Source organism: Nocardia sp. NPDC050717 (assembly GCF_040654275.1).
Classification (GTDB): domain Bacteria; phylum Actinomycetota; class Actinomycetes; order Mycobacteriales; family Mycobacteriaceae; genus Nocardia.
Genome location: NZ_JBFAHR010000001.1, coordinates 504,983 through 526,461 on the forward strand (window position 1 = coordinate 504,983; position 21,479 = coordinate 526,461).

Sequence of the window (21,479 nt, forward strand, 5' to 3'; positions counted from 1 at the left end):
ACCTCGGGGACCGATCTCGAGATCGACACCGCCCAGGTCCGCATCGACCTGCTCGATCTGGAGGGTTACGCCGAGACCCGCGTCACCGACGCCGAGCGCATCGCGCCGCTGCGTCCGTCGAACACGGCGTACGTGATCTTCACGTCCGGTTCGACGGGGCGTCCGAAGGGTGTGGCCGTGAGCCACGGCGCGATCGTGAACCGCCTGGTGTGGATGCAGGCGCGGTACGGTCTCACCGCCGACGACGTGGTGTTGCAGAAGACCCCGGCCACCTTCGACGTGTCGGTGTGGGAGTTCTTCTGGCCCTTGCAGATCGGTGCGCGCCTGGTCGTGGCCAAGCCGGACGGCCATCGCGATCCGGCCTACCTCGCGGAGATCATCCACACCGAGGGCGTCACCGTCACCCACTTCGTGCCGTCGATGCTGGCGGTGTTCGTCGCCGACGCCGCGGCCGCGCGCTGCGAGTCGCTGCGGATGGTGTTCGCCTCCGGCGAGGCGCTGCCGCCCAAGCCCGCGCACCGGCTGCGCGAGCTCACCGGCGCCGCGCTGCACAACCTGTACGGCCCCACCGAGGCCGCGGTCGACGTCACCTTCCACGAGGTCGTCGACACCGACACCGACACCGTCCCGATCGGCGCCCCGGTGTTCAACACCGAGGTCTACGTGCTGGATTCGCGGCTGCGGCCGGTTGCGGTGGGTGTCGCGGGTGAGCTGTACCTGGCGGGCACCCAGCTGGCCCGCGGCTACGTCGCCCGACCCGACCTGACCGCCGACCGCTTCGTCGCCAACCCCTTCGAGGACGACGGCGCGCGCATGTACCGCACCGGCGACCTCGTCGCCTGGACCGAGCACGGCGAGCTGGAATACCTGGGCCGCACCGACTTCCAGGTGAAGCTGCGCGGCCTGCGCATCGAGCTGGGCGAGATCGAGTCGGCGCTGACCGGCCTAGACGAGGTTGCCCAGTCGGTGGTGGTGGTCCGCGGTGACCAGCACACCGGCGACCAGCTGGTGGCCTACGTCATCCCCGCGCCGGGCCGCACCGTCGACATCGAGGACGCGCGCGAGCAGCTCGGCGAGAACCTGCCCGCCTACATGGTGCCCGCGGTGCTCGTCGTGCTCGACGAGTTCCCGCTCAACGCCTCCGGCAAGCTCGACCGCAAGGCGCTGCCCGCGCCCGTGTTCGAGGCGGCGGTGTTCCGCGCGCCGACCACGCCGGTCGAGGAGATCGTCGCCGCCACCTTCGCCGAGGTGCTCGGCCTGGAGCGGGTCGGCCTCGACGACGACTTCTTCGCCCTCGGCGGCAACTCGCTGACCGCGACCAGGGTCGCGGCCCGCCTCTCGGCCGCGCTCGAGTCCGACATCGGGGTGCGCGAGCTGTTCGAGTCGGCCACCGTCGCCGCACTCGCCGCGCGCGCCGAGACGCATTCCGGCGCCGACCGCCGGGCCGCGCTGGTCCCGCAGCAGCGCCCCGACCGGGTGCCGCTGTCGCTGGCCCAGCAGCGCATGTGGTTCCTCAACCGCTTCGACCCGGAGTCCGCGGTCGACAACATCCCGGCCGCCGTGCGGCTGTCGGGCCTGCTCGACCGGCAGGCGCTGCAGGTGGCCGTGGCCGACGTGCTCGCCCGCCACGAGTCGCTGCGCACCTACTACCCCGAGGTTTCGGGCGCCGCGCACCAGGTGATCGTGCCGACCGGCAAGGTCATCCCCGATCTCGCGCCGATCGACACCACGGCCGCCGAACTGCCGCAACGACTCTCGGATCTGGTCCGCACCGCGTTCGACGTCACCGCCGAGGTGCCGTTCCGGGCCGCGCTGTTCGAGCTGAGCCCCACCGAGCACGTGCTGGCCCTTGTGGTGCACCACATCTCGGCCGACGGCTTCTCCATGGGCCCGCTCACCCGCGACGTGATGACCGCCTACAGCGCCCGCGTCGAGGGCGCCGAGCCGGCCTGGCGTCCGCTCGAGGTGCAGTACGCCGACTTCGCGCTGTGGCAGCGCGCCGTGCTCGGCGACGAGGACGACGCCAAGTCCGTGATCTCCCAGCAGATCTCGTTCTGGGCCGAGCAGCTGCGCGGCCTGCCCGAGCAGCTCGACCTGCCCGCCGACCGGCCGCGTCCCGCGGTCGCCAGCGGTCGCGGCGCCACCCACACCTTCGAGATCGACGCCGAGACCCACGCGGCGCTGACCGAACTGGCCCGCACCCGCGGCGCGACGCTGTTCATGGTCGCCCACGCGGCGCTGGCCGTCCTGCTGTCCCGCCTGTCCGGTGAGACCGACATCGCGATCGGCACCCCGATCGCGGGTCGCGGCGAGCGCGCGCTCGACGACCTGATCGGCATGTTCGTCAACACCCTGGTGCTGCGCACCGAGGTCGACGGCGACGCCGGCTTCACCGAACTGCTCGGCGAGGTCCGCGCGCGCGACATCGCCGCGTTCGGGCACGCCGACCTGCCGTTCGAGCGCCTGGTCGAGATCATCAACCCGGCCCGTTCGCAGGCGCGCCACCCGCTGTTCCAGGTGATGCTGTCGTTCCAGAACACCGGCCAGACCAGCCTGGAACTGCCCGGCCTCACGGTCAGCGGCGTCGACCTCGCGGTCGACGTGGCCAAGTTCGACCTGCAGGTCGTGCTCACCGAGAAGCCCGCCGACGCACCGTCTGGCATCGTCGCCGAGCTGATCTACGCCACCGATCTGTTCGACGCGGCCACCATGGACCGCTTCGGCGCCCGGTTCGCCCGCCTGCTCGCCGAGCTCGCGGCCGACCCGCACCGCGCCGTCGGCGACATCGCACTGCTCGATGCCACCGAGACCGCGCTGGCCGTGCGCGGGTGGAACGACACCGCGCGCGAGCTGCCCGCCGCGGGCACCCTCGTCGAGGAGTTCGCGCGCCAGGCCGCAGCCACCCCGGACGCGGTCGCCCTCGTCGATCCCGGCACCGGCGCCACCCTGACCTACGCCGAATTCGCTTCGCGCGTACACCGTTTGGCGCATCGCCTGATCGAGGCCGGGGTCGGCCCGGAGACACTGGTCGCGCTCGGCCTGCGCCGGAGCATCGATCTGGTCGTCGCCGCGTACGCGGTGCAGGAAGCGGGCGGCGGTTACGTGCCGCTCGACCTCGACCAGCCCGCCGATCGCATCGCCTACGTGCTGGAGACGGCCGCCCCCGTGGTCGTCCTCACCACGGGCCGTGAGGCTTTCGACGCGGGCGAGCTGCCGACCCTGGCCATCGACACCCTCGAGGTGGCGGCCTACTCCGACGCGCCGGTGACCGATGCCGAGCGCCTCGCGCCGCTGCGCCCGCAGCACCCGGCCTACGTCATCTTCACCTCGGGTTCGACCGGCCGACCCAAGGGTGTGGCCGTGCCGCACGCCGCCGTGGTCAACCAGATCCGCTGGATCACCGGCGAATACGGCATCGGCGCCGACGACGTGGTGCTGTTCAAGACCCCCGCCACCTTCGACGTGTCGGTGTGGGAGCTGTTCGGTCCGCTCAGCACCGGCGGCCGGATCGTCGTGGCGAGCCCGGACGGTCATCGTGACCCGCAGTACCTGGCCGATGTCATCGCCGCCCAGCGCGTCACGATGACCTCCTTCGTGCCGTCGATGCTGACCGTTTTCGCGGGCAGTGTGGATACCGAGGGCGGAGCTCTGTCCTCGCTGCGCGCCCTGCTGATCGCCGGTGAGGCGTTCACCGGTGACGCGGTCGCCGCGTTCCGGCGGGTCAGCGACGCCGCGCTGTTCAACCTGTACGGCCCCACCGAGTTCACCGTCCACGCGACGCACGGCCCGGTCGCCGACCAGGTCGACGGCGCCGTCCCGATCGGCGCGCCGGTCTGGAATTCCGCTGCGTACGTGCTGGATTCGCGCCTGCATCCGGTCGCCGCCGGGGTCGCCGGTGAGCTGTACCTGGCCGGCGCCCAGCTGGCGCGCGGCTACTTCGGCCGTGCCGATCTCACCGCCGATCGTTTCGTCGCCGACCCGTTCGGTGCTGACGGCGCCCGTATGTACCGCACCGGTGACCTCGTGCGCCGCGACGCGGACGGCGTCATCACCTACCTCGGCCGCACCGACTTCCAGGTGAAGCTGCGTGGTCTGCGCATCGAGCTCGGCGAGATCGAAGCCGCGCTCACCGCGCACGAGACCGTCGCGCAGGCCGTGGTGGTCGTGCGCTCGGACGCCCGCACCGGCGACCAGCTCGTCGGCTACGTGGTGCCCGCCGCCGGCTCCACCGCCGAGATCGAGGCGCTGCGTACGCATGTGGCCGCACAGCTGCCGAGCTACATGGTGCCCGCCGCGTTCGTCGTGCTCGACGAGATGCCGCTGAGCGCCAACGGCAAGCTGGATCGCCGCGCCCTGCCCGACCCGGTGTTCGAGGCCCGCGAGTTCCGCGCGCCGAGCACGCCGATCGAGGAGATCGTCGCCGCCACCTTCGCCGAGGTGCTCGGCCTGTCCGGTGACCGCGCCGTCGGCCTGGACGACGACTTCTTCGACCTGGGCGGCAACTCGCTGATCGCCACCCAGGTGGTCGCCCGCCTCGGCGCCGCCCTGGACACCCGCGTCCCCGTGCGCGTGCTGTTCGAGGCGCCCTCGGTCGCCGCGCTGGCCGCCAAGGTGGAATCGCACGCGGGCAGCGGCAGCCGCCGCGAGCTCGTCGCCGGACCGCGCCCGGAGCAGATCCCGCTCTCGCTGGCCCAGCAGCGCATGTGGTTCCTCAACCGCTTCGACAGCACGACCGCGGTCAACAACATCCCGCTGGCCGTGCGCCTGACCGGTGACCTCGATGTCGAGGCGCTGCGCCAGGCCGTGGCCGATGTGGTCGAGCGGCACGAGGTGCTGCGCACGGTCTACCCCGAGACCGCCGACGGCCAGGGCGTGCAGGTCGTGCTGCCCGCCGCCCAGGCGCCGATCTCGCTGACCCCGGTCACCGTCGACGAGGGCGAGCTGCACGCGCGTATCAGCGCCGAGGTGCTCACCGCCTTCGACGTCACCGCCGAGGTCCCGGTGCACGCGGCCCTGTTCCGCATCGCCGGTTCGATGGACGGCTCCCAGCCCGACACCCACGTGCTGGTGTTCGTGGTGCACCACATCTCCGGCGACGGCTGGTCGGTGCGTCCGCTGGCCCGCGACGTGATGATCGCCTACGCGGCGCGCTCGCGCGGCGAGGCGCCCGGCTGGGCGCCGCTGCCGGTGCAGTACGCCGACTTCGCGCTGTGGCAGCGCGAAACTCTGGGCGCCGAGGACGATTCGTCGTCGATGATCGCCCAGCAGGTCGCCTACTGGTCGGCGCATCTGGCCGGGCTGCCCGATCAGCTCGACCTGCCCACCGACCGGCCGCGTCCGGCCGTGGCCTCCAACCGCGGTGGCGTGCACGAGTTCTCGATCGATCCGGCGCTCACCGCGAGCCTGAACGCGCTGGCCCGCGACCACGGCGCCAGCTTGTTCATGGTGGTGCACGCCGCGTTCGCCGCCCTGCTCGGCCGCCTGTCCGGCACCGACGACATCGCCATCGGCACCGCCGTCGCGGGCCGCGGTGAGGCCGTGCTCGACGACGCGATCGGCATGTTCGTCAACACCCTCGTGCTGCGCAGCGCGGTCGACCCGGCCCAGCCGTTCACCGACCTGCTCGCCCAGACCAGGGAGAACGACCTGGCCGCGTTCGGCCACGCCGACCTGCCGTTCGAGCGCCTGGTCGAGATCCTCAACCCGGCCCGTTCGCAGGCGCGGCATCCGCTCGTCCAGGTGATGCTGTCGTTCCAGAACACCGGCGAGGCCTCGTTCGAACTGCCCGGCCTCGAGGTCGCGGGCGTGCCGCTGGATGTGGTGACCGCCAAGTTCGACCTGCACCTGAACCTGACCGACCGCTACCGCGACGACGGTTCGGCCGACGGCATGTCCGCCGAATTCGCCTACGCCACCGACATGTTCGACGCCGATACCATCGCCGCGCTCGCGCAGCGACTGGTGCGGATGCTCACCGCGGTCGTGGCGGCGCCCGCCACGGCGATCGGCGAGGTCGACCTGCTCGACCAGGCCGAACGTCGCCGCGTGCTCACCGAATGGAACGCCACCGCGCACCCGGTCGACGAGACCGCGACGCTGGTGTCGATGTTCGAGGCACAGGCCGCGACCAGCCCGGACGCGATCGCCCTCAGCTTCGAGGGGACGGGTCTCTCCTACGCCGAGTTCACCGCACGGGTGAACCGCCTGGCCCGCCACCTGATCGCCCAGGGTGTCGGCCCCGACACCATGGTCGCGCTCGGCATGCGCCGCTCGCTCGAGCTGGTGATCGGCATGTACGCGGTGAGCGTGGCCGGTGGCGCCTACGTGCCGCTGGACCCCGACCACCCGGCCGAGCGCACCCACTACGTGCTCGAGACCGCCGCGCCGGTGTGCGTGCTGACCACGGCGGGCGACCAGTTCGACGCGGGCACCACCGCCGCGCTGAACATCGAGAGCCTCGACCTGTCCGGCTACGCCGCGACGCCGGTCACCGACGCCGAGCGCATCGCGCCGCTGCGTCCGTCGAACACCGCGTACGTGATCTTCACGTCCGGCTCGACCGGCCGCCCGAAGGGTGTGGCGGTCAGTCAGGGCGCGATCGTGAACCGCCTCGTGTGGATGCAGCAGCAGTACGGCCTGACCCGGGACGACGTGGTGCTGCAGAAGACCCCCGCCACCTTCGACGTGTCGGTGTGGGAGTTCTTCTGGCCCTTGCAGATCGGGGCGCGCCTGGTCGTGGCCAAGCCGGACGGGCATCGCGATCCGGCCTACCTGGCGGAGGTCATCCGCACCGAGGGCGTCACCACCGCGCACTTCGTGCCGTCGATGATGTCGGTGTTCGTCGCCGAACTCGCCGAGTCGGCCGCCGTCGCGCCGGCCGACGGTCGCGCGACCGGCAGCAGCCTGCGGCTGGTCTTCGCCTCCGGTGAGGCGCTGCCCGCGCCCACCGCCCAGCGGCTGCGCGCGCTCACCGGCGCGGCGCTGCACAACCTGTACGGCCCCACCGAGGCCGCCGTCGACGTCACCTTCCACGAGGTCACCGATGCCGACACCACCTCGGTGCCGATCGGCGCGCCGGTGTTCAACACCCAGGTGTACGTGCTGGATTCGCGCCTGCATCCGGTGCCCGTCGGTGTCCCCGGCGAGCTGTACCTGGCCGGTGTCCAGCTGGCGCGCGGCTATGTCGCCCGCCCGGATCTCACCGCCGACCGCTTCGTCGCCGACCCCTTCGGAGACGACGGTCAACGCATGTACCGCACCGGTGACCTCGTCACCTGGACCGCCGACGGCGAGCTGGAATACCTGGGCCGCACCGACTTCCAGGTGAAGCTGCGCGGTCTGCGGATCGAGCTGGGCGAGATCGAGTCCGCGCTCACCGCGCTGCCGTCGATCGCGCAGTCGGTGGTCGTGGTCCGCTCGGACGAGCGCCTCGGCGACCAGCTGGTCGGCTACCTGATCCCGGCCGCCGGGCAGAGCGTCGACCTCGACGCCGTGCGCACCGAACTCGGCGGCGCGCTGCCGGGGTACATGGTGCCGACCGCGTTCGTGGTCCTGGACGCCTTCCCGCTCAACGCCTCCGGCAAGCTCGACCGCAAGGCGCTGCCGGCGCCGGTGTTCGAAGCCAAGGTCTTCCGCGCGCCCTCGACCCCGATCGAGGAGATCGTGGCAGGCACCTTCGGTGACGTGCTCGGGGTGACCCGCGTCGGCGCCGACGACGACTTCTTCGAACTCGGCGGCAACTCGCTGCTGGCCACCCAGGTCACCGCCCGCATCGGCGCTGCCCTGGACACCCAGCTGTCGGTGCGCGACCTGTTCGAGGCGTCCACGGTGTCTGCGCTGGCGGCCACCGTCGAGCGCAATGCCGGTTCCGGCCGCGCCCGCCCGCGCCTGACGGCGGGGGAGCGGCCCGCCCGCGTCCCGCTCTCGCCCGCCCAGCAGCGGTACTGGTTCCTCAACCAGTTCGACACCTCCACCTCGGCGGTGGACAACATCCCGCTGGCGGTTCGCCTGACCGGCGAGCTCGACGTGCCCGCGCTCGAGCAGGCCATCGGTGACGTGTTCGCCAGGCACGAGATGCTGCGCACCACCTACCCGGCCTCGCCCGACGGCCCGCACCAGGTGATCCTGCCGATCGCGCAGAGCCGTGCCGTGGTGCACCACATCGCGGTCGACGAGGCCGAATTGCTCGGCGCCGTCATCGAATTCGCGATGACCACCTTCGACGTCACCCGCGAGGTGCCGCTCAAGGTGGCGCTGTTCGAACTCAGCGAGACCGACCGGGTGCTCGCCTTCACCGTGCACCACGTCTCCGCCGACGGCTCCTCCATGGGCCCGCTGGCGCGCGACATCATGGCCGCCTACGTGGCCCGCGTGCAGGGCGAGGCGCCGCAGTGGGCGCCGCTGCCGGTGCAGTACGCCGACTACGCGCTGTGGCAGCGCGAGGTGCTCGGCGACGAGACCGACCCGGCCTCGCTCGCGGCCAAACAGGTCGCCTACTGGACCGAGGCGCTGGCCGGGCTGCCCGACCAGCTCGAGCTGCCCGCCGACCGCCCGCGCCCGCCCGCGCAGTCGTTCCAGGGCAAGGCGATCCGCTTCGAGATCGACCCGGCCCGGCACGCGGCCCTGCACGAGCTGGCCCGCGCCAACAACGCCTCGCTGTTCATGGTCGTGCACGCCGCGCTGGCGGTGCTGCTGGCCCGCCTGTCCGGCACCGACGACATCGCGGTCGGCACGCCGATCGCGGGCCGTGGTGAGCGCGAACTCGACGACCTGATCGGCATGTTCGTCAACACCCTGGTGTTCCGCACGGCCATCGACCCGGCGGCCTCGTTCGCCGACCTGCTCGCCGACGTGCGCGAACGCGACCTCGAGGCCTTCGCCAACGCCGACGTGCCGTTCGAGCGCCTGGTCGAGGTGCTCAACCCGGTGCGCTCGACCGCGCGCAACCCGCTGTTCCAGGTGGGCCTGTCGTTCCAGAACCTGGCCGACACCACCTTCGAGCTGCCGGGCCTGACCGTCAGCGCCGTGGACTACGACTCGCAGCTGGCCAAGACCGACCTGCACGTCACCCTGTACGACCGCTACACCGACGACGGCGCACCGGCCCAGCTGGTCACCGAATTCGGTTACGCCATCGACCTGTTCGACGAGTCGACGGTCCAGAGCTTCGCCGACCGCTTCCTGCTGGTGCTCGACGCGGTCGCCGCCGACGCGACCGTCCCGGTGGGCGATATCGACCTGCTCACCGCGCCGGAGTCCGAGCGCATCGTCACCGCGTGGAACGACACCGCGCACGCGATCGACACCGAGGCCACCCTGGTGTCGCTGCTCGACGCGACCGTCGCGGCGACGCCGGACGCGATCGCACTGGTCGTCGACGGCGCGGAATCCGACACTCTCGCCCTGCGCGGCGATGACGCGGACGCCGTCGGCGGTAGTGCCGGCGCGAAGGCCCCGGTCGAGGCTGCCGGTTCGTCGGCGGGCGCGGGTGCCGCTACTGTCTCCGGTCGTCGCGAGGTGACCTATGCCGAACTCGACGCCGAGGTCAACCGCCTCGCGCGGCACCTGATCGAGCGTGGGATCGGCACCGAGGACCGGGTGGCGCTGGCCATCCGCCGTTCCGCCGAGCTGATCATCGCCATGTACGCGGTGGCCCGCACGGGCGCGGCCTACGTGCCGATCGACCCCGACCAGCCCGCCGAGCGCACCGACTACATCCTCGAGACGGCCGCGCCCGCGGTCGTGCTGACGACGGCGAACGCCGAATTCCGCACGGCGGCAGCCGACGTGGTCGTCCTCGACGAGCTCGACCTGAGTGCTGTCAGCCCGGCGGCGATCACCGAGCGTCGCGGGGAGCTGCTGCCCGCGAACACCGCGTACGTGATCTTCACGTCCGGCTCGACCGGCAAGCCCAAGGGCGTCGCCGTCCCGCACGGCGCGATCGTCAACCAGTTGCTGTGGGAGAAAGCCGAATTCGGCATCGGCGCCGACGACGCGGTGCTGCTCAAGACCGCGGCCACCTTCGACCTCTCGGTCTGGGAGTTCTGGACGGCCGCCGTCGCGGGCGCCCGCCTGGTGGTCGCCACGGCCGACGGCCACCGCGACCCGGCCTACCTGAACGACCTGATGCGGGCCACCGGCGTCACCACGCTGCACGTGGTGCCCTCGATGCTCGACGCGCTGCTCACCGAGTCCGGTGCGGCGCTGCCGCGCACGCTGCGCCGGGTGCTCGCCATCGGTGAGGCGCTGCCCGCGTCCACCGCGCAGCGCTTCCGCGGCGGCAACACCGCGGCGCTGTTCAACCTGTACGGCCCGACCGAGGCCGCGGTCTCGATCACCAGCCACGCCGTGACCGACGCCGACCAGGTGTCGGTGTCGATCGGCGCGCCGGAGTGGAACAGCCGTGTCTACGTGCTGGATTCGCGCCTGCGCCCGGTGCCGGTCGGTGTCTCGGGTGAGCTGTACCTGGCCGGCGCCCAGCTGGCGCGCGGCTACTACGGCCGTGCCGATCTGACCGCCGACCGCTTCGTCGCCGATCCGTTCTCCGCCGCCGGCGAGCGGATGTACCGCACCGGTGACCTGGTGGCCTGGAACGCCGACGGCGAACTGGACTACCGGGGCCGCACCGACTTCCAGGTGAAGATCCGCGGCTTCCGTATCGAGCTCGGCGAGATCGAGGCCGCGCTGCTGCGTCAGCCCGGCATCACCGCCGCGGCGGTGCTCGCCCACACCGACCCGGTGGTCGGTGACCGCCTGGTCGCCTACGTCGTCGCCGACGCCGCCGACATCGACAAGCTGGCGCTGCGCGCCGCCCTGGCCGCCGAACTGCCGTCGTACATGGTGCCGACCGTGTTCCTGCAGCTCGACGCGCTGCCGCTGAACGCCAACGGCAAGCTGGACCGCAAGGCGCTGCCGGAGCCCGAGGTCGAGAAGGCCGTGTTCCGCGCGCCGGTGAGCCCGAGCGAGCAGCTCGTCGCCGCCACGTTCGCCGAGGTTCTGCGGCTGGACGGCGACAAGCGGTTCGGTCTCGACGACGACTTCTTCGCCTGGGGCGGCAACTCACTGCTGGCCACGCAGGTCGCCGCGCGCCTCGGCGAGGCGCTCGACACCCGCATCCCGGTGCGCCTGCTGTTCGAGGCGTCGACGGTGTCGGCGCTGGCCCACCGCATCGAGCAGCACGCCGAGACCGGCGATCGAAAGGCGCTCACCGCCGGTCCGCGCCCGGAGCACATCCCGCTCTCGCTGGCCCAGCAGCGCATGTGGTTCCTCAACCGCTTCGACACCCAGTCGGCGGCCTACAACGTGCCCGTCGCGGTCCGCCTCACCGGTGACCTCGACGTGGCCGCGCTGCGCGCCGCGATCATCGACCTGGTGTCGCGTCACGAGATCCTGCGCACGGTCTACCCGCAGACCGAAGCCGGTGCGGCACAGGTGATCCTGTCGCCCGCGCAGGCCGCGCCGGAACTGCTGGAACACACCGTGGCCGCCGACGAGATGGAATCGGCTGTCGCGGAACTGATGTCGACCGTCTTCGACGTCACCGTCGAGGTGCCGCTGCGGGTGGCGCTGTTCCGCGTCGAGAACACCGACGCCGCACCGGCGGCCGCCGAGTTCGGTCCCGCCCGCGTGGTCTCCGGCGATTTCGTGCTCGCCATGGTCGTGCACCACATCTCCGGTGACGGATCCTCGGTCGCCCCGCTGACCCGCGACCTGATGACCGCCTACGCGGCCCGCTCGGCCGGTCAGGAGCCGGGCTGGTCCCCGCTGGCCGTCCAATACGCGGACTACAGCATCTGGCAGCGCGAGCTGCTCGGCAGCGAGGACGATCCGGACTCGATGGCGGCCAAGCAGGTCGCGCACTGGAAGCAGGCCCTGGCCGACCTGCCCGATCAGCTCGACCTGCCCGCCGACCGGCCGCGCCCCGCGGTGCAGACCTTCGCGGGCAGCAAGGTCGACGTCCAGATCGACGCCGACACCCATCGCGCGCTGGTCGAACTGGCCCGCGCCGAGGGCGCGACGCTGTTCATGGTCGTGCACACGGCGCTGGCGGTGCTGCTGGCCCGCCTCTCGGGCACCGACGACATCGCCATCGGCACCCCGATGGCCGGTCGCGGCGAGGCCGTCCTCGACGACATGATCGGCATGTTCGTCAACACCCTGGTGTTCCGCACCAAGGTCGACGGCGGCGAGGCCTTCACCGAGCTGCTGGCCCGCCAGCGCGAGGACGACATCGCGGCCTTCGCCAACGCCGATGTGCCGTTCGAGCGCCTGGTCGAGGTCCTCAACCCGGTCCGCTCGACCGCGCGGCACCCGCTGTTCCAGGTGGGTCTGTCGTTCCAGAACCTCAGCCGCGCCACCCTGGAGCTGCCGGGCCTGACGGTGTCCGGTCTCGACATCGACTCCCAGCTGTCGCAGTTCGACCTGCACCTGATCGCCACCGACCGCTACGGCGACGCCGGTGAGCCAGAAGGCATCTCGGGCATCTTCACCTACGCGACCGACCTGTTCGACCACGCCACGGTCGAAGGGTTCGTCGAGCGGTTCGTCCGCCTGCTCGGTGCGATCGTCGAGACCCCGCGTACCGCGGTCGGCGACATCGACCTGCTGGCGCAGGCCGAGCGCACCCAGGTGCTGACGGCGCGCAACGCCACCGCGTACACCGTCGACACCGAGGCCACCCTGGTCTCGCTGCTCGACGCGACCGTGGCGGCCGATCCCAAGTCGACCGCGCTGGTCACCGACGACGGCGCGCAGCTCACCTACGCCGAGCTCGACGCCAGGGTGAACCGCCTCGCCCGCCACCTGATCTCGCTGGGTGTGGGCCCGGAGGCCAGGGTCGCGCTGGCCCTGCGCCGCTCGGTGGACCTGGTCGTCGCGATGTACGCGGTGGCCAAGTCCGGCGGCGCCTACGTGCCGGTCGACCCGGATCAGGCGGCCGAGCGCACCGGCTACATCCTCGAGACGGCGGCGCCGGTCTGCGTGCTGACCAACGCCGACGCCGAGTTCGCGACCGACGTCGCGCCCGTGCTGCGCATCGACGAACTCGACCTCGAAGATCTCAGCGCCGCACCGATTTCCGACGCGGAGCGCACCGAGCCGCTGCGCCCGGCGCACACCGCGTACGTGATCTTCACCTCCGGTTCCACCGGCAGGCCGAAGGGCGTGGCGGTGCCGCACGGCGCCATCGCCAACCAGTTGCAGTGGAAGCTGGTCGAATTCGGCATGGACGCCGCCGACGCGGTGCTGCTCAAGACCGCCGCGACCTTCGACCTCTCGGTCTGGGAGTTCTGGTCGGCCGCCGTCTGCGGCGGTCGTCTGGTGATCGCCGCGGCCGACGGTCATCGCGATCCGGCCTACCTGAACGAGCTGATGTCGCGCGAGTGGGTCACCACGCTGCACGTGGTGCCCTCGATGCTCGACGCGCTGCTGGCCTCGGGCATGCCCGATTCGCTGTGGCGGGTGCTTGCCATCGGTGAGGCGCTGCCCGGTTCGCTGGCACAGCGGTTCCGCACCGCGTTCCCGCGCACCGAGCTGTTCAACCTGTACGGCCCCACCGAGGCCGCGGTCTCGATCACCTCGCATCGGGTGAGCGCGGCCGACCAGGGTTCGGTCTCCATCGGCGCGCCCGAGTGGAACAGCCAGGTGTACGTGCTGGATTCGCGCCTGCACCCGGTGCCCGACGGTGTCGCCGGTGAGCTGTACCTGGCCGGCGCGCAGCTGGCCCGCGGCTACTTCGGCCGCGCCGACCTGACCGCCGACCGCTTCGTCGCCAACCCGTTCACCCCCGGCACCCGGATGTACCGCACCGGTGACCTGGTGGCCTGGGCCGACGGCGAGCTCGACTACCGGGGCCGCACCGACTTCCAGGTGAAGATCCGCGGCTTCCGCATCGAGCTCGGCGAGATCGAGGCCGCGTTGCTCGCACTGCCCGAGATCGCGCAGGCCGCCGTCATCGCCAAGTCCGATCCGCGTACCGGCGACCGCCTGGTGGCCTACGTCGTCGGCACGGATATCGATGTGGCGCAGGTGAAGTCGACGCTGGCCGAGGGTCTGCCGTCGTATATGGTTCCGGCCGCGTTCGTCGTGCTCGACGCGCTGCCGCTCAATGTCAACGGCAAGCTCGACCGCAAGGCGCTGCCGGAGCCGGAGTTCGAGGCTCAGGCCTTCCGCGCGCCGTCCACCCCGATCGAGGAGATCGTGGCGGGCGTGTTCGCCGACGTGCTCGGCACCGACCGCGTCGGCGCCGACGACGACTTCTTCGCCCTCGGCGGCAACTCGCTGCTGGCCACCCAGGTCGCGGCCCGTCTCGGCGCCGCGCTCGACAGCCGGGTGCCCGTGCGCCTGCTGTTCGAGGCCTCGACCGTGGCCGGCCTCGCGGTGAAGGTCGAGCAGGGCGCGGGCGCCGGTGGGCGGCGCGCGCTGGTCGCCGGGCCGCGCCCGGAGCGGGTGCCGCTCTCGCTCGCGCAGCAGCGCATGTGGTTCCTGAACCAGTTCGACACCAGCTCGGCCGTCAACAACATCCCGGTCGCCGTCCGCCTGACGGGCGACCTGGATGTCGAGGCGCTGCAGCTGGCCGTCGGCGACGTGCTGGCCAGGCACGAGACCCTGCGCACGGTGTACCCGTCGACCGACGGCACCCCGCATCAGGTGATCCTGCCGGTCGAGGGCAACGTCCCCGACCTGACGCCGGAGACCGTCGCCCCCGATGAGGTCCCCGACCGGATTGCGGCGCTGATCTCCACCGGTTTCGACGTACTCGACGAAGTTCCGTTGCGCGCCAAGCTGCTGCGCGTCGCGGATCACGAATACGTCCTCGTCTTCGTCGCCCACCACATCAGCGCCGACGGCTGGTCCATGGGCCCGCTGACGCGCGACGTGATGATCGCCTACGCCGCCCGCGCGGCCGGCGAAGCCCCCGGCTGGGCGCCGATGCCGGTGCAGTACGCCGACTTCAGCATCTGGCAGCGCGAGGTGCTCGGCGCCGAGACCGACGAGACCAGCCTGATCTCCCAGCAGGCCGACTACTGGAAGCGCGCGCTCGCCGGCGTGCCGGACGAGCTCAACCTGCCACTGGACCGGCCGCGTCCGAGCACGCAGTCCTTCGCCGGTGGCCGGGTGCTGTTCCCGATCGACACCGAGATCCACGCCGGACTCTCGGCCATCGCCAGGGAGCAGAACGCGACGCTGTTCATGGTCGTGCACACCGCGCTGGCGGTGTTCCTGGCGCGCATGTCGGGCACCGAGGACATCGTCATCGGCACCCCGATCGCCGGGCGCGGCGAGGCCGAACTCGACGATGTGATCGGCATGTTCGTCAACACGCTGGCCCTGCGCACGCAGGTCGGCGCCCAGCTCGGCTTCACCGAGCTGCTGACCCAGGCCAAGGAAGCCGACCTGGCCGCCTTCGCCCACGCCGACATCCCGTTCGAGCGTCTGGTGGAACTGCTCAACCCCGAGCGCTCCACCGCGCGGCACCCGCTGTTCCAGGTGGCGCTGTCGTTCGAGAACCTGCCCGACGCCGGCTTCGAACTGCCCGGGCTGTCGGTCTCGGCCGTCGACTTCGACGTCGACACCGCCAAGTTCGACCTGCTCCTCACCGTTCGTGAGGCGCAGCCCGACGACGACGCGGGCGCCTACGCCGAGTTCTCCTACGCCACCGATCTTTTCGATCGGTCGACGGTGGAGACGTTCGCGCAGCGCTTCCAGCGCCTGCTCGCCGAGGTCGTCGCCGACACCACCACCCCGGTCGGTGACCTCGAACTTCTCGACACGGTCGAACGGACCGAGCTGCTCACCCGCACCGGCGGTCGCGCGGCCTCGACGAAGACCATGCCCGAGCTGCTGGCGCAGGCCGTCGCGACCAACCCGGAGGGTCAGGCGATCGTCGCGCCGGGCGATTCGGTCGACACCGGACTGGTCGACGCGCTCCTCGTGCTGGACGCCGACGAAGCGCAGCGTGCGGGCGAGTCCGGTGGGCTCGCGGCGCGGTCGGGTCGCTCGCTGACCTATGCCCAGCTCGACGCGGTCTCCTCGCGCCTGGCCCGGGTCCTGATCGCGCGCGGCGCCGCACCGGAGACGGTCGTCGCCATCGCCATGCAGCGCTCGCTGGAGACCACGCTCGCCATCTGGGCCGTGATCAAGTCGGGTGCCGCGTTCCTGCCGGTCGATCCGAAGTACCCGGCCGAGCGCATCGCGCACATGATGTCGGATTCGGGTGCGGCACTGGGCATCACGGTGTCGTCCGAGGTCGGTCACCTGCCCGCGCCCGCGCTGGACGACTGGCTGGTCCTCGACGACGCGGTGCTGCGCGCCGAGGTCGAACGGCAGTCCGAGGCACCCGTCACCGACGCGGACCGCCGCGGCGCCGTCCGCGCCGGCAACACGGCCTACATGATCTACACCTCGGGCTCGACCGGCCTGCCCAAGGGCGTCGTCGTGAGCCACACCGGTGTGGCCAACTTCGCCGCCGCCCAGGTGGCGCAGTTCGGTCTCGGCAAGGACGCGCGCACCCTGGCGTTCGCTTCCCCGTCGTTCGACGCGTCGATCCTCGAGTTCCTGCTCGCGGTCGGCTCGGCGGGCACGCTCGTCATCACGCCGGTCGGCGTGGTCGGCGGCGAGGAGCTGGCCGAGATCATCGTCGGCCAGGAACTCACCCACGTGTTCCTGACCCCGCTGGTCGCGGCGTCGATGGAGCCCGCGGCGCTGGCCGGACTGGAGGCGCTCATCGTCGGTGGCGACAAGGCCCCCGTCGACCTGGTCGCCAACTGGCACAGCGTGGGTGCCGACCCGGCCCGCCATCGGTTCTACAACGCCTACGGTCCGACCGAGGCGACCATCGCCACCAATATGTCCGACGCGCTGCTGCCCGGCGACACCATGAACATCGGTGGGCCGATCGCGGGCGCCACCGTCTACGTGCTCGACAACCGGCTGCGGCCGGTGCCCGAGGGCGTCGCCGGTGAGCTGTACCTGGGCGGCGTCGCCCTGGCCCGCGGGTACCACGCGCGCCACGGCCTCACCGCCGAGCGCTTCGTGGCCGACCCGTACGCCGACGGCGAGCGTCTGTACCGCACCGGTGACGTCGTCGCCTGGCGCACCGTCAACGGCAAGCCGGTCGTGGAGTACGTGGGCCGCAACGACTTCCAGGTGAAGATCCGCGGCTTCCGCATCGAACTGGGCGAGATCGACGCGGTCCTCACCGCGCACGACGACGTCGAGTTCGCCGCCACGATCGGGCGCACCACCGACGCGGGCGCCACCATCCTGGTGTCCTATGTGCGGGCCACCCCGGGTGCGGCCGCCGATCCGGCCGCCCTGGTCGAGTACGCGGCGCAGCAGCTGCCCGCGCACATGGTGCCCGCCGCCGTCATGGTGCTCGACGAGATCCCGCTGACCCCCGCGGGCAAGCTGGATCGTCGCGCGCTGCCCGAGCCGGTGCTCGCCCCGCGCGAGTTCCGCACGCCGACAAGTGAAGTCGAGGCGATCATCGCCACCGTCTTCGCCGAGGTGCTCGGCGTCGACGCGGTCGGCCTGGACGATTCGTTCTTCGCCCTCGGCGGTGACTCGATCCTGTCCATCCAGCTGGTCTCGCGGGCCAAGGACCGCGGCGTGCTGTTCAAGCCGCGCGACGTGTTCGAGAAGCGCAGCGTGGCGGGCCTGGCCGAGATCGCCGTGCTCGCGGGCGATTCCGAGCAGATCGTGCTCGAGGAGCTGCCCGGCGGCGGTGTCGGCGACATCCCGATGCTGCCGATCATGCGCCAGATCCTCAGCAGTGGCTCCACCTACGACCGGTTCTCCCAGTCGATGGTGCTGCGCCTGCCGGAGAACATCACCGACGAGGTGCTGCACGCCACGATCGGCGCGGTCTTCGACCACCACGACGTGCTCCGTTCGCGGGTGGCGCGGGTCGTAGCGGAGCGACCGGCGGGCACGGAGGCGGTAGCGGAGCGTCACCACGCAGGGCCTTCGGGAGCGGAGCAGTCAGACGCGGGCGAGTGGGTCTTCGAGGCGCTGGCGCCGGGCGAGGTCGACGTGGCCGCGCTGGTGCGGCGGGTCGAGGTGCCGGGCGAGATCGGTGACGAGGAGCTGTCCAAGCTGGCCAGTGTCGAATACGACGCGGCCATGGGCAGGCTCGATCCCGCGAACGCGGCCATGGTGCAGTTCGTCCGGTTCGCCTTCGGCGAGAACGCCGACGGCCCGCGCAGGCGCGACGCGCTGCTCATCGTGGGTCACCACTTCGTGATCGATGGTGTGTCCTGGCGCATCCTGATCCCGGACCTCGGCATGGCCTGGGGTCAGATCGCGGCCGGTCAGCCGGTGGCGCTGCCCGCCAACGGCACCTCGATGCGGCGCTGGGCGCACAGCCTGGTGGAGCAGGCGAGCGAGCGGCGCGCGGAACTGCCGTTCTGGCGCGAGGTCTCCACCACCGCCGATCCGCAGCTGGGCGCGCGGGCGTTCGACCCGAAGGTCGACACCTTCGCCACCGTCGACCGGGTGCAGGTCACCCTCTCGCCGGAGGTCACCGACGCGGTGCTCACCGCGATCCCCGGCCTGTACCACGGCGGGGTCAACGACGGCCTGCTCACCGCCCTCGCGCTGGCCGTATCCCGGTGGCGCGGTGACGAATCCGGTACGGCGGCGCTGATCAAGCTGGAGGGCCACGGCCGCCAGGAGGAGATCGTCGCCGGTGCCGACCTCTCGCGCACCGTCGGCTGGTTCACCACCGCCTTCCCGGTCCGGCTCGACCTGGCGGGCGCCGACCTCGACGACGCCTTCGCGGGCGGCGCCGTGCTCGGTGACGTGATCAAGTCGGTCAAGGAGCAGATGCTCGCCGTGCCCGACAAGGGCATCGGCTACGGCATGCTCAAGTACCTGACCGCCGAGGGCGCCGAACTGCCGAGCGTCGGCCAGATCAGCTTCAACTACCTCGGTCGCGCCACGGCGGGCGAGATCCCGGCCGAACTCGCCGAACTCGGCTGGGTGCCGGTCGCGGATCTGGGCCAGCTCGACGCCGAGATGGACCTGGACATGCCCGCCAACGCGACGCTGGACATCAACGCCATCGTCAACGACGGCGAGGACGGCCCGCAGCTGGGCGCGAACATCGCGTTCCCGACCGGGCTGCTCACCGCCGAGCAGGCGCGGGAGTTCGCCGACCTGTTCGTGGCCGCGCTCACCGCGCTCGCCACGCACGCGCGCCGCGGCGACGCGGGCGGCTTCACGCCGTCCGACATGCCGCTGGTGCGGGTCGAGCAGTCCGACATCGAGCTGTGGGAGACGAACTACCCGGCCATGGCCGAGGTGTGGCCGCTCTCGCCGCTGCAGGCCGGCCTGATGTTCCACGCCATGCTCAGCTCGGCGACCTTCGACGTGTACACCGTGCAGGCCGTGCTCGACCTGACCGGCACACTCGATGTCGACCGGCTGCGCGGCGCGGCCCAGGCCGTGCTCGACCGGTACCCGAACCTGCGGACCGCCTTCGTCACCGATTCGGCCGGTCAGCCGGTGCAGGTGGTGCTGTCCGAGCTCGAGGTGCCCTGGCGCGAGGTCGATCTCACCGATCTGCCCGCCGACGAGCGCCTGCCGCGGATGCAGCAGCTGCTGCGCGCCGACCAGGCCAACCAGTTCGACATGGCGACCGCGCCGCTGATCCGCTTCGGCCTCTACAAGACCGAGGAGGAGAAGGCGCACCTGGCGATCACGGTGCACCACATCCTGCTCGACGGCTGGTCGATGCCGCTGCTCATGCGCGACCTGCTGGTGCTCTACGCGGTGCACGGTGACCTCACCGCGCTGCCGCGCGTGGCCTCCTACCGCAACTTCCTGTCCTGGCTCTCGGGCTGGGACCGGGAAGAGTCGCTGCGGGCCTGGTCCGACGCGCTGGCCGGGGTCGAAGGCCCCACCCAGCTGGCGCCGGCGCCGCGCACCGAGGAGCGCTACGAGCTCGACAAGATCATCGTCGAGATCGACAGCGACCGCACCAGGTCGCTGAGCAAGCACGCGGGCGAACTCGGCGTCACCGTGAACACGCTGCTGCAGACCGCGTGGGGCATCGTGGTCGGTCGCCTCACCGGCCGCGACGACGTGGTGTTCGGCGCGACCGTCTCCGGTCGCCCGGCCGAGCTGCCCGGCGTGGAGTCCATGGTCGGCCTGTTCATCAACACCCTGCCGGTGCGGATCCAGATCGACGACCGGATCAGCGCGGAGGAACTGACCAAGCGGGTGCAGTCCGAGCAGGCCGAACTGCTCAGCCATCACTTCGTCGGCCTCTCCGACATCCAGCGGGTGGCCGGCGTCGGCTCGCAGTTCGACACGCTGCTGGTGTTCGAGTCCTACCCGATGGACAAGGACGCCGTCACCGCGGCGAGCTCGATCGACGGCATGCAGGTCACCGGTGTCGGCCTCGACGACGCGACACACTACCCGCTCACGCTGGTGGTGATGGCCGAGTCGACCATCGAGATCACCATGAAGTACCTGACGAGTACCTTCACCGCCGACGAGATCCGCACGCTGTCGCAGCGCCTGCTGCGCGTGCTCGACGAACTGCTCGACAACCCGACCGGCCTGGTCGGCGACATCGACATCCTCGACGCGGGCGAACGCGCCCAGCTGCTCGCCGAATCCGGCGTGACCGCGGCCGCCGCGGCACCGATCGCCACGAGCGGGGTCGGCGCGCAGACGGTGGCCAAGGTGCTCGGTGAGGTCGTCGAGGCCGATCCGCAGGCGCCCGCGCTGTTGCGCGGGGACAGCGAGATCGCCTACAGCGCACTGGATCGCAAGTCCTCGCAGCTGGCCCGCGTGCTCATCGCGCGCGGTGCGGGCCCGGGCGACGTGGTCGCGATCTCGCTGCCGCGCGGCGTGGATTCGGTGCTGGCCGCCTGGGCGGTCCACAAGGCGGGCGCCGCGGTGCTGTTCGCCGGTGCGCTCACCGGCGTCGAGATCGCCGCGGCCGGCGCGACCTTCGGCATCAGCGACGCGCCCGTCGCCGGTGTCGCGGGCGAATGGCTGGTGCTGGCCGACGTGGACGCCGAGATCGCCGCCGCCGCGGCGCATCCCGTCTCCTATGCCGACCGCGCCCGCCCGCTGTCCGAGGACGATCCGGCCTTCGTGACGGTCACCGACGGCGAGACCACGACGCTCACCCAGAGCGCCGCGATCACCCTCGCCGAACGCCTGCGCACCACCCACGGCGTCGACTATGAATCCACCACCTACACCACCCACGCCTCCGGCCCGGCCGCCGTCCAGGAATTCCTGGTCGCGGCCACCGCGGGCGCCCTGTCGGTGCTGCCCGACGGCTCGGTCGAAGACGACCTGGCCGACGGCGAGGTGACCCACTGGTTCGTGGTCCCGGGTGATGCCACCGACGCCGCCGACGGCGAGGTCACGGTGATCGTGGCGGAGTAGTCCCGCCCGCTCGCCTACCGGGACTGCCCCGGTAGGCGAGCGAAGGGTGGATCACTCCGGCAGCGGTTAGA

General features: G+C 71.6%; 1 protein-coding gene (cut by a window edge). It reads left to right on the plus strand.

Annotation, left to right across the window (positions count from 1 at the left end; all coding sequences use genetic code 11):
* Positions 1–21,408 carry the end of a non-ribosomal peptide synthase/polyketide synthase gene (locus AB0H56_RS02360; RefSeq protein WP_357156255.1) on the plus strand. 22,566 nt of this gene lie to the left of the window's left edge, so the window shows 21,408 of its 43,974 coding nt (coding positions 22,567–43,974); its start codon lies beyond the left edge, outside the window; its stop codon occupies positions 21,406–21,408.
* Positions 21,409–21,479 lie beyond the last annotated feature (71 nt).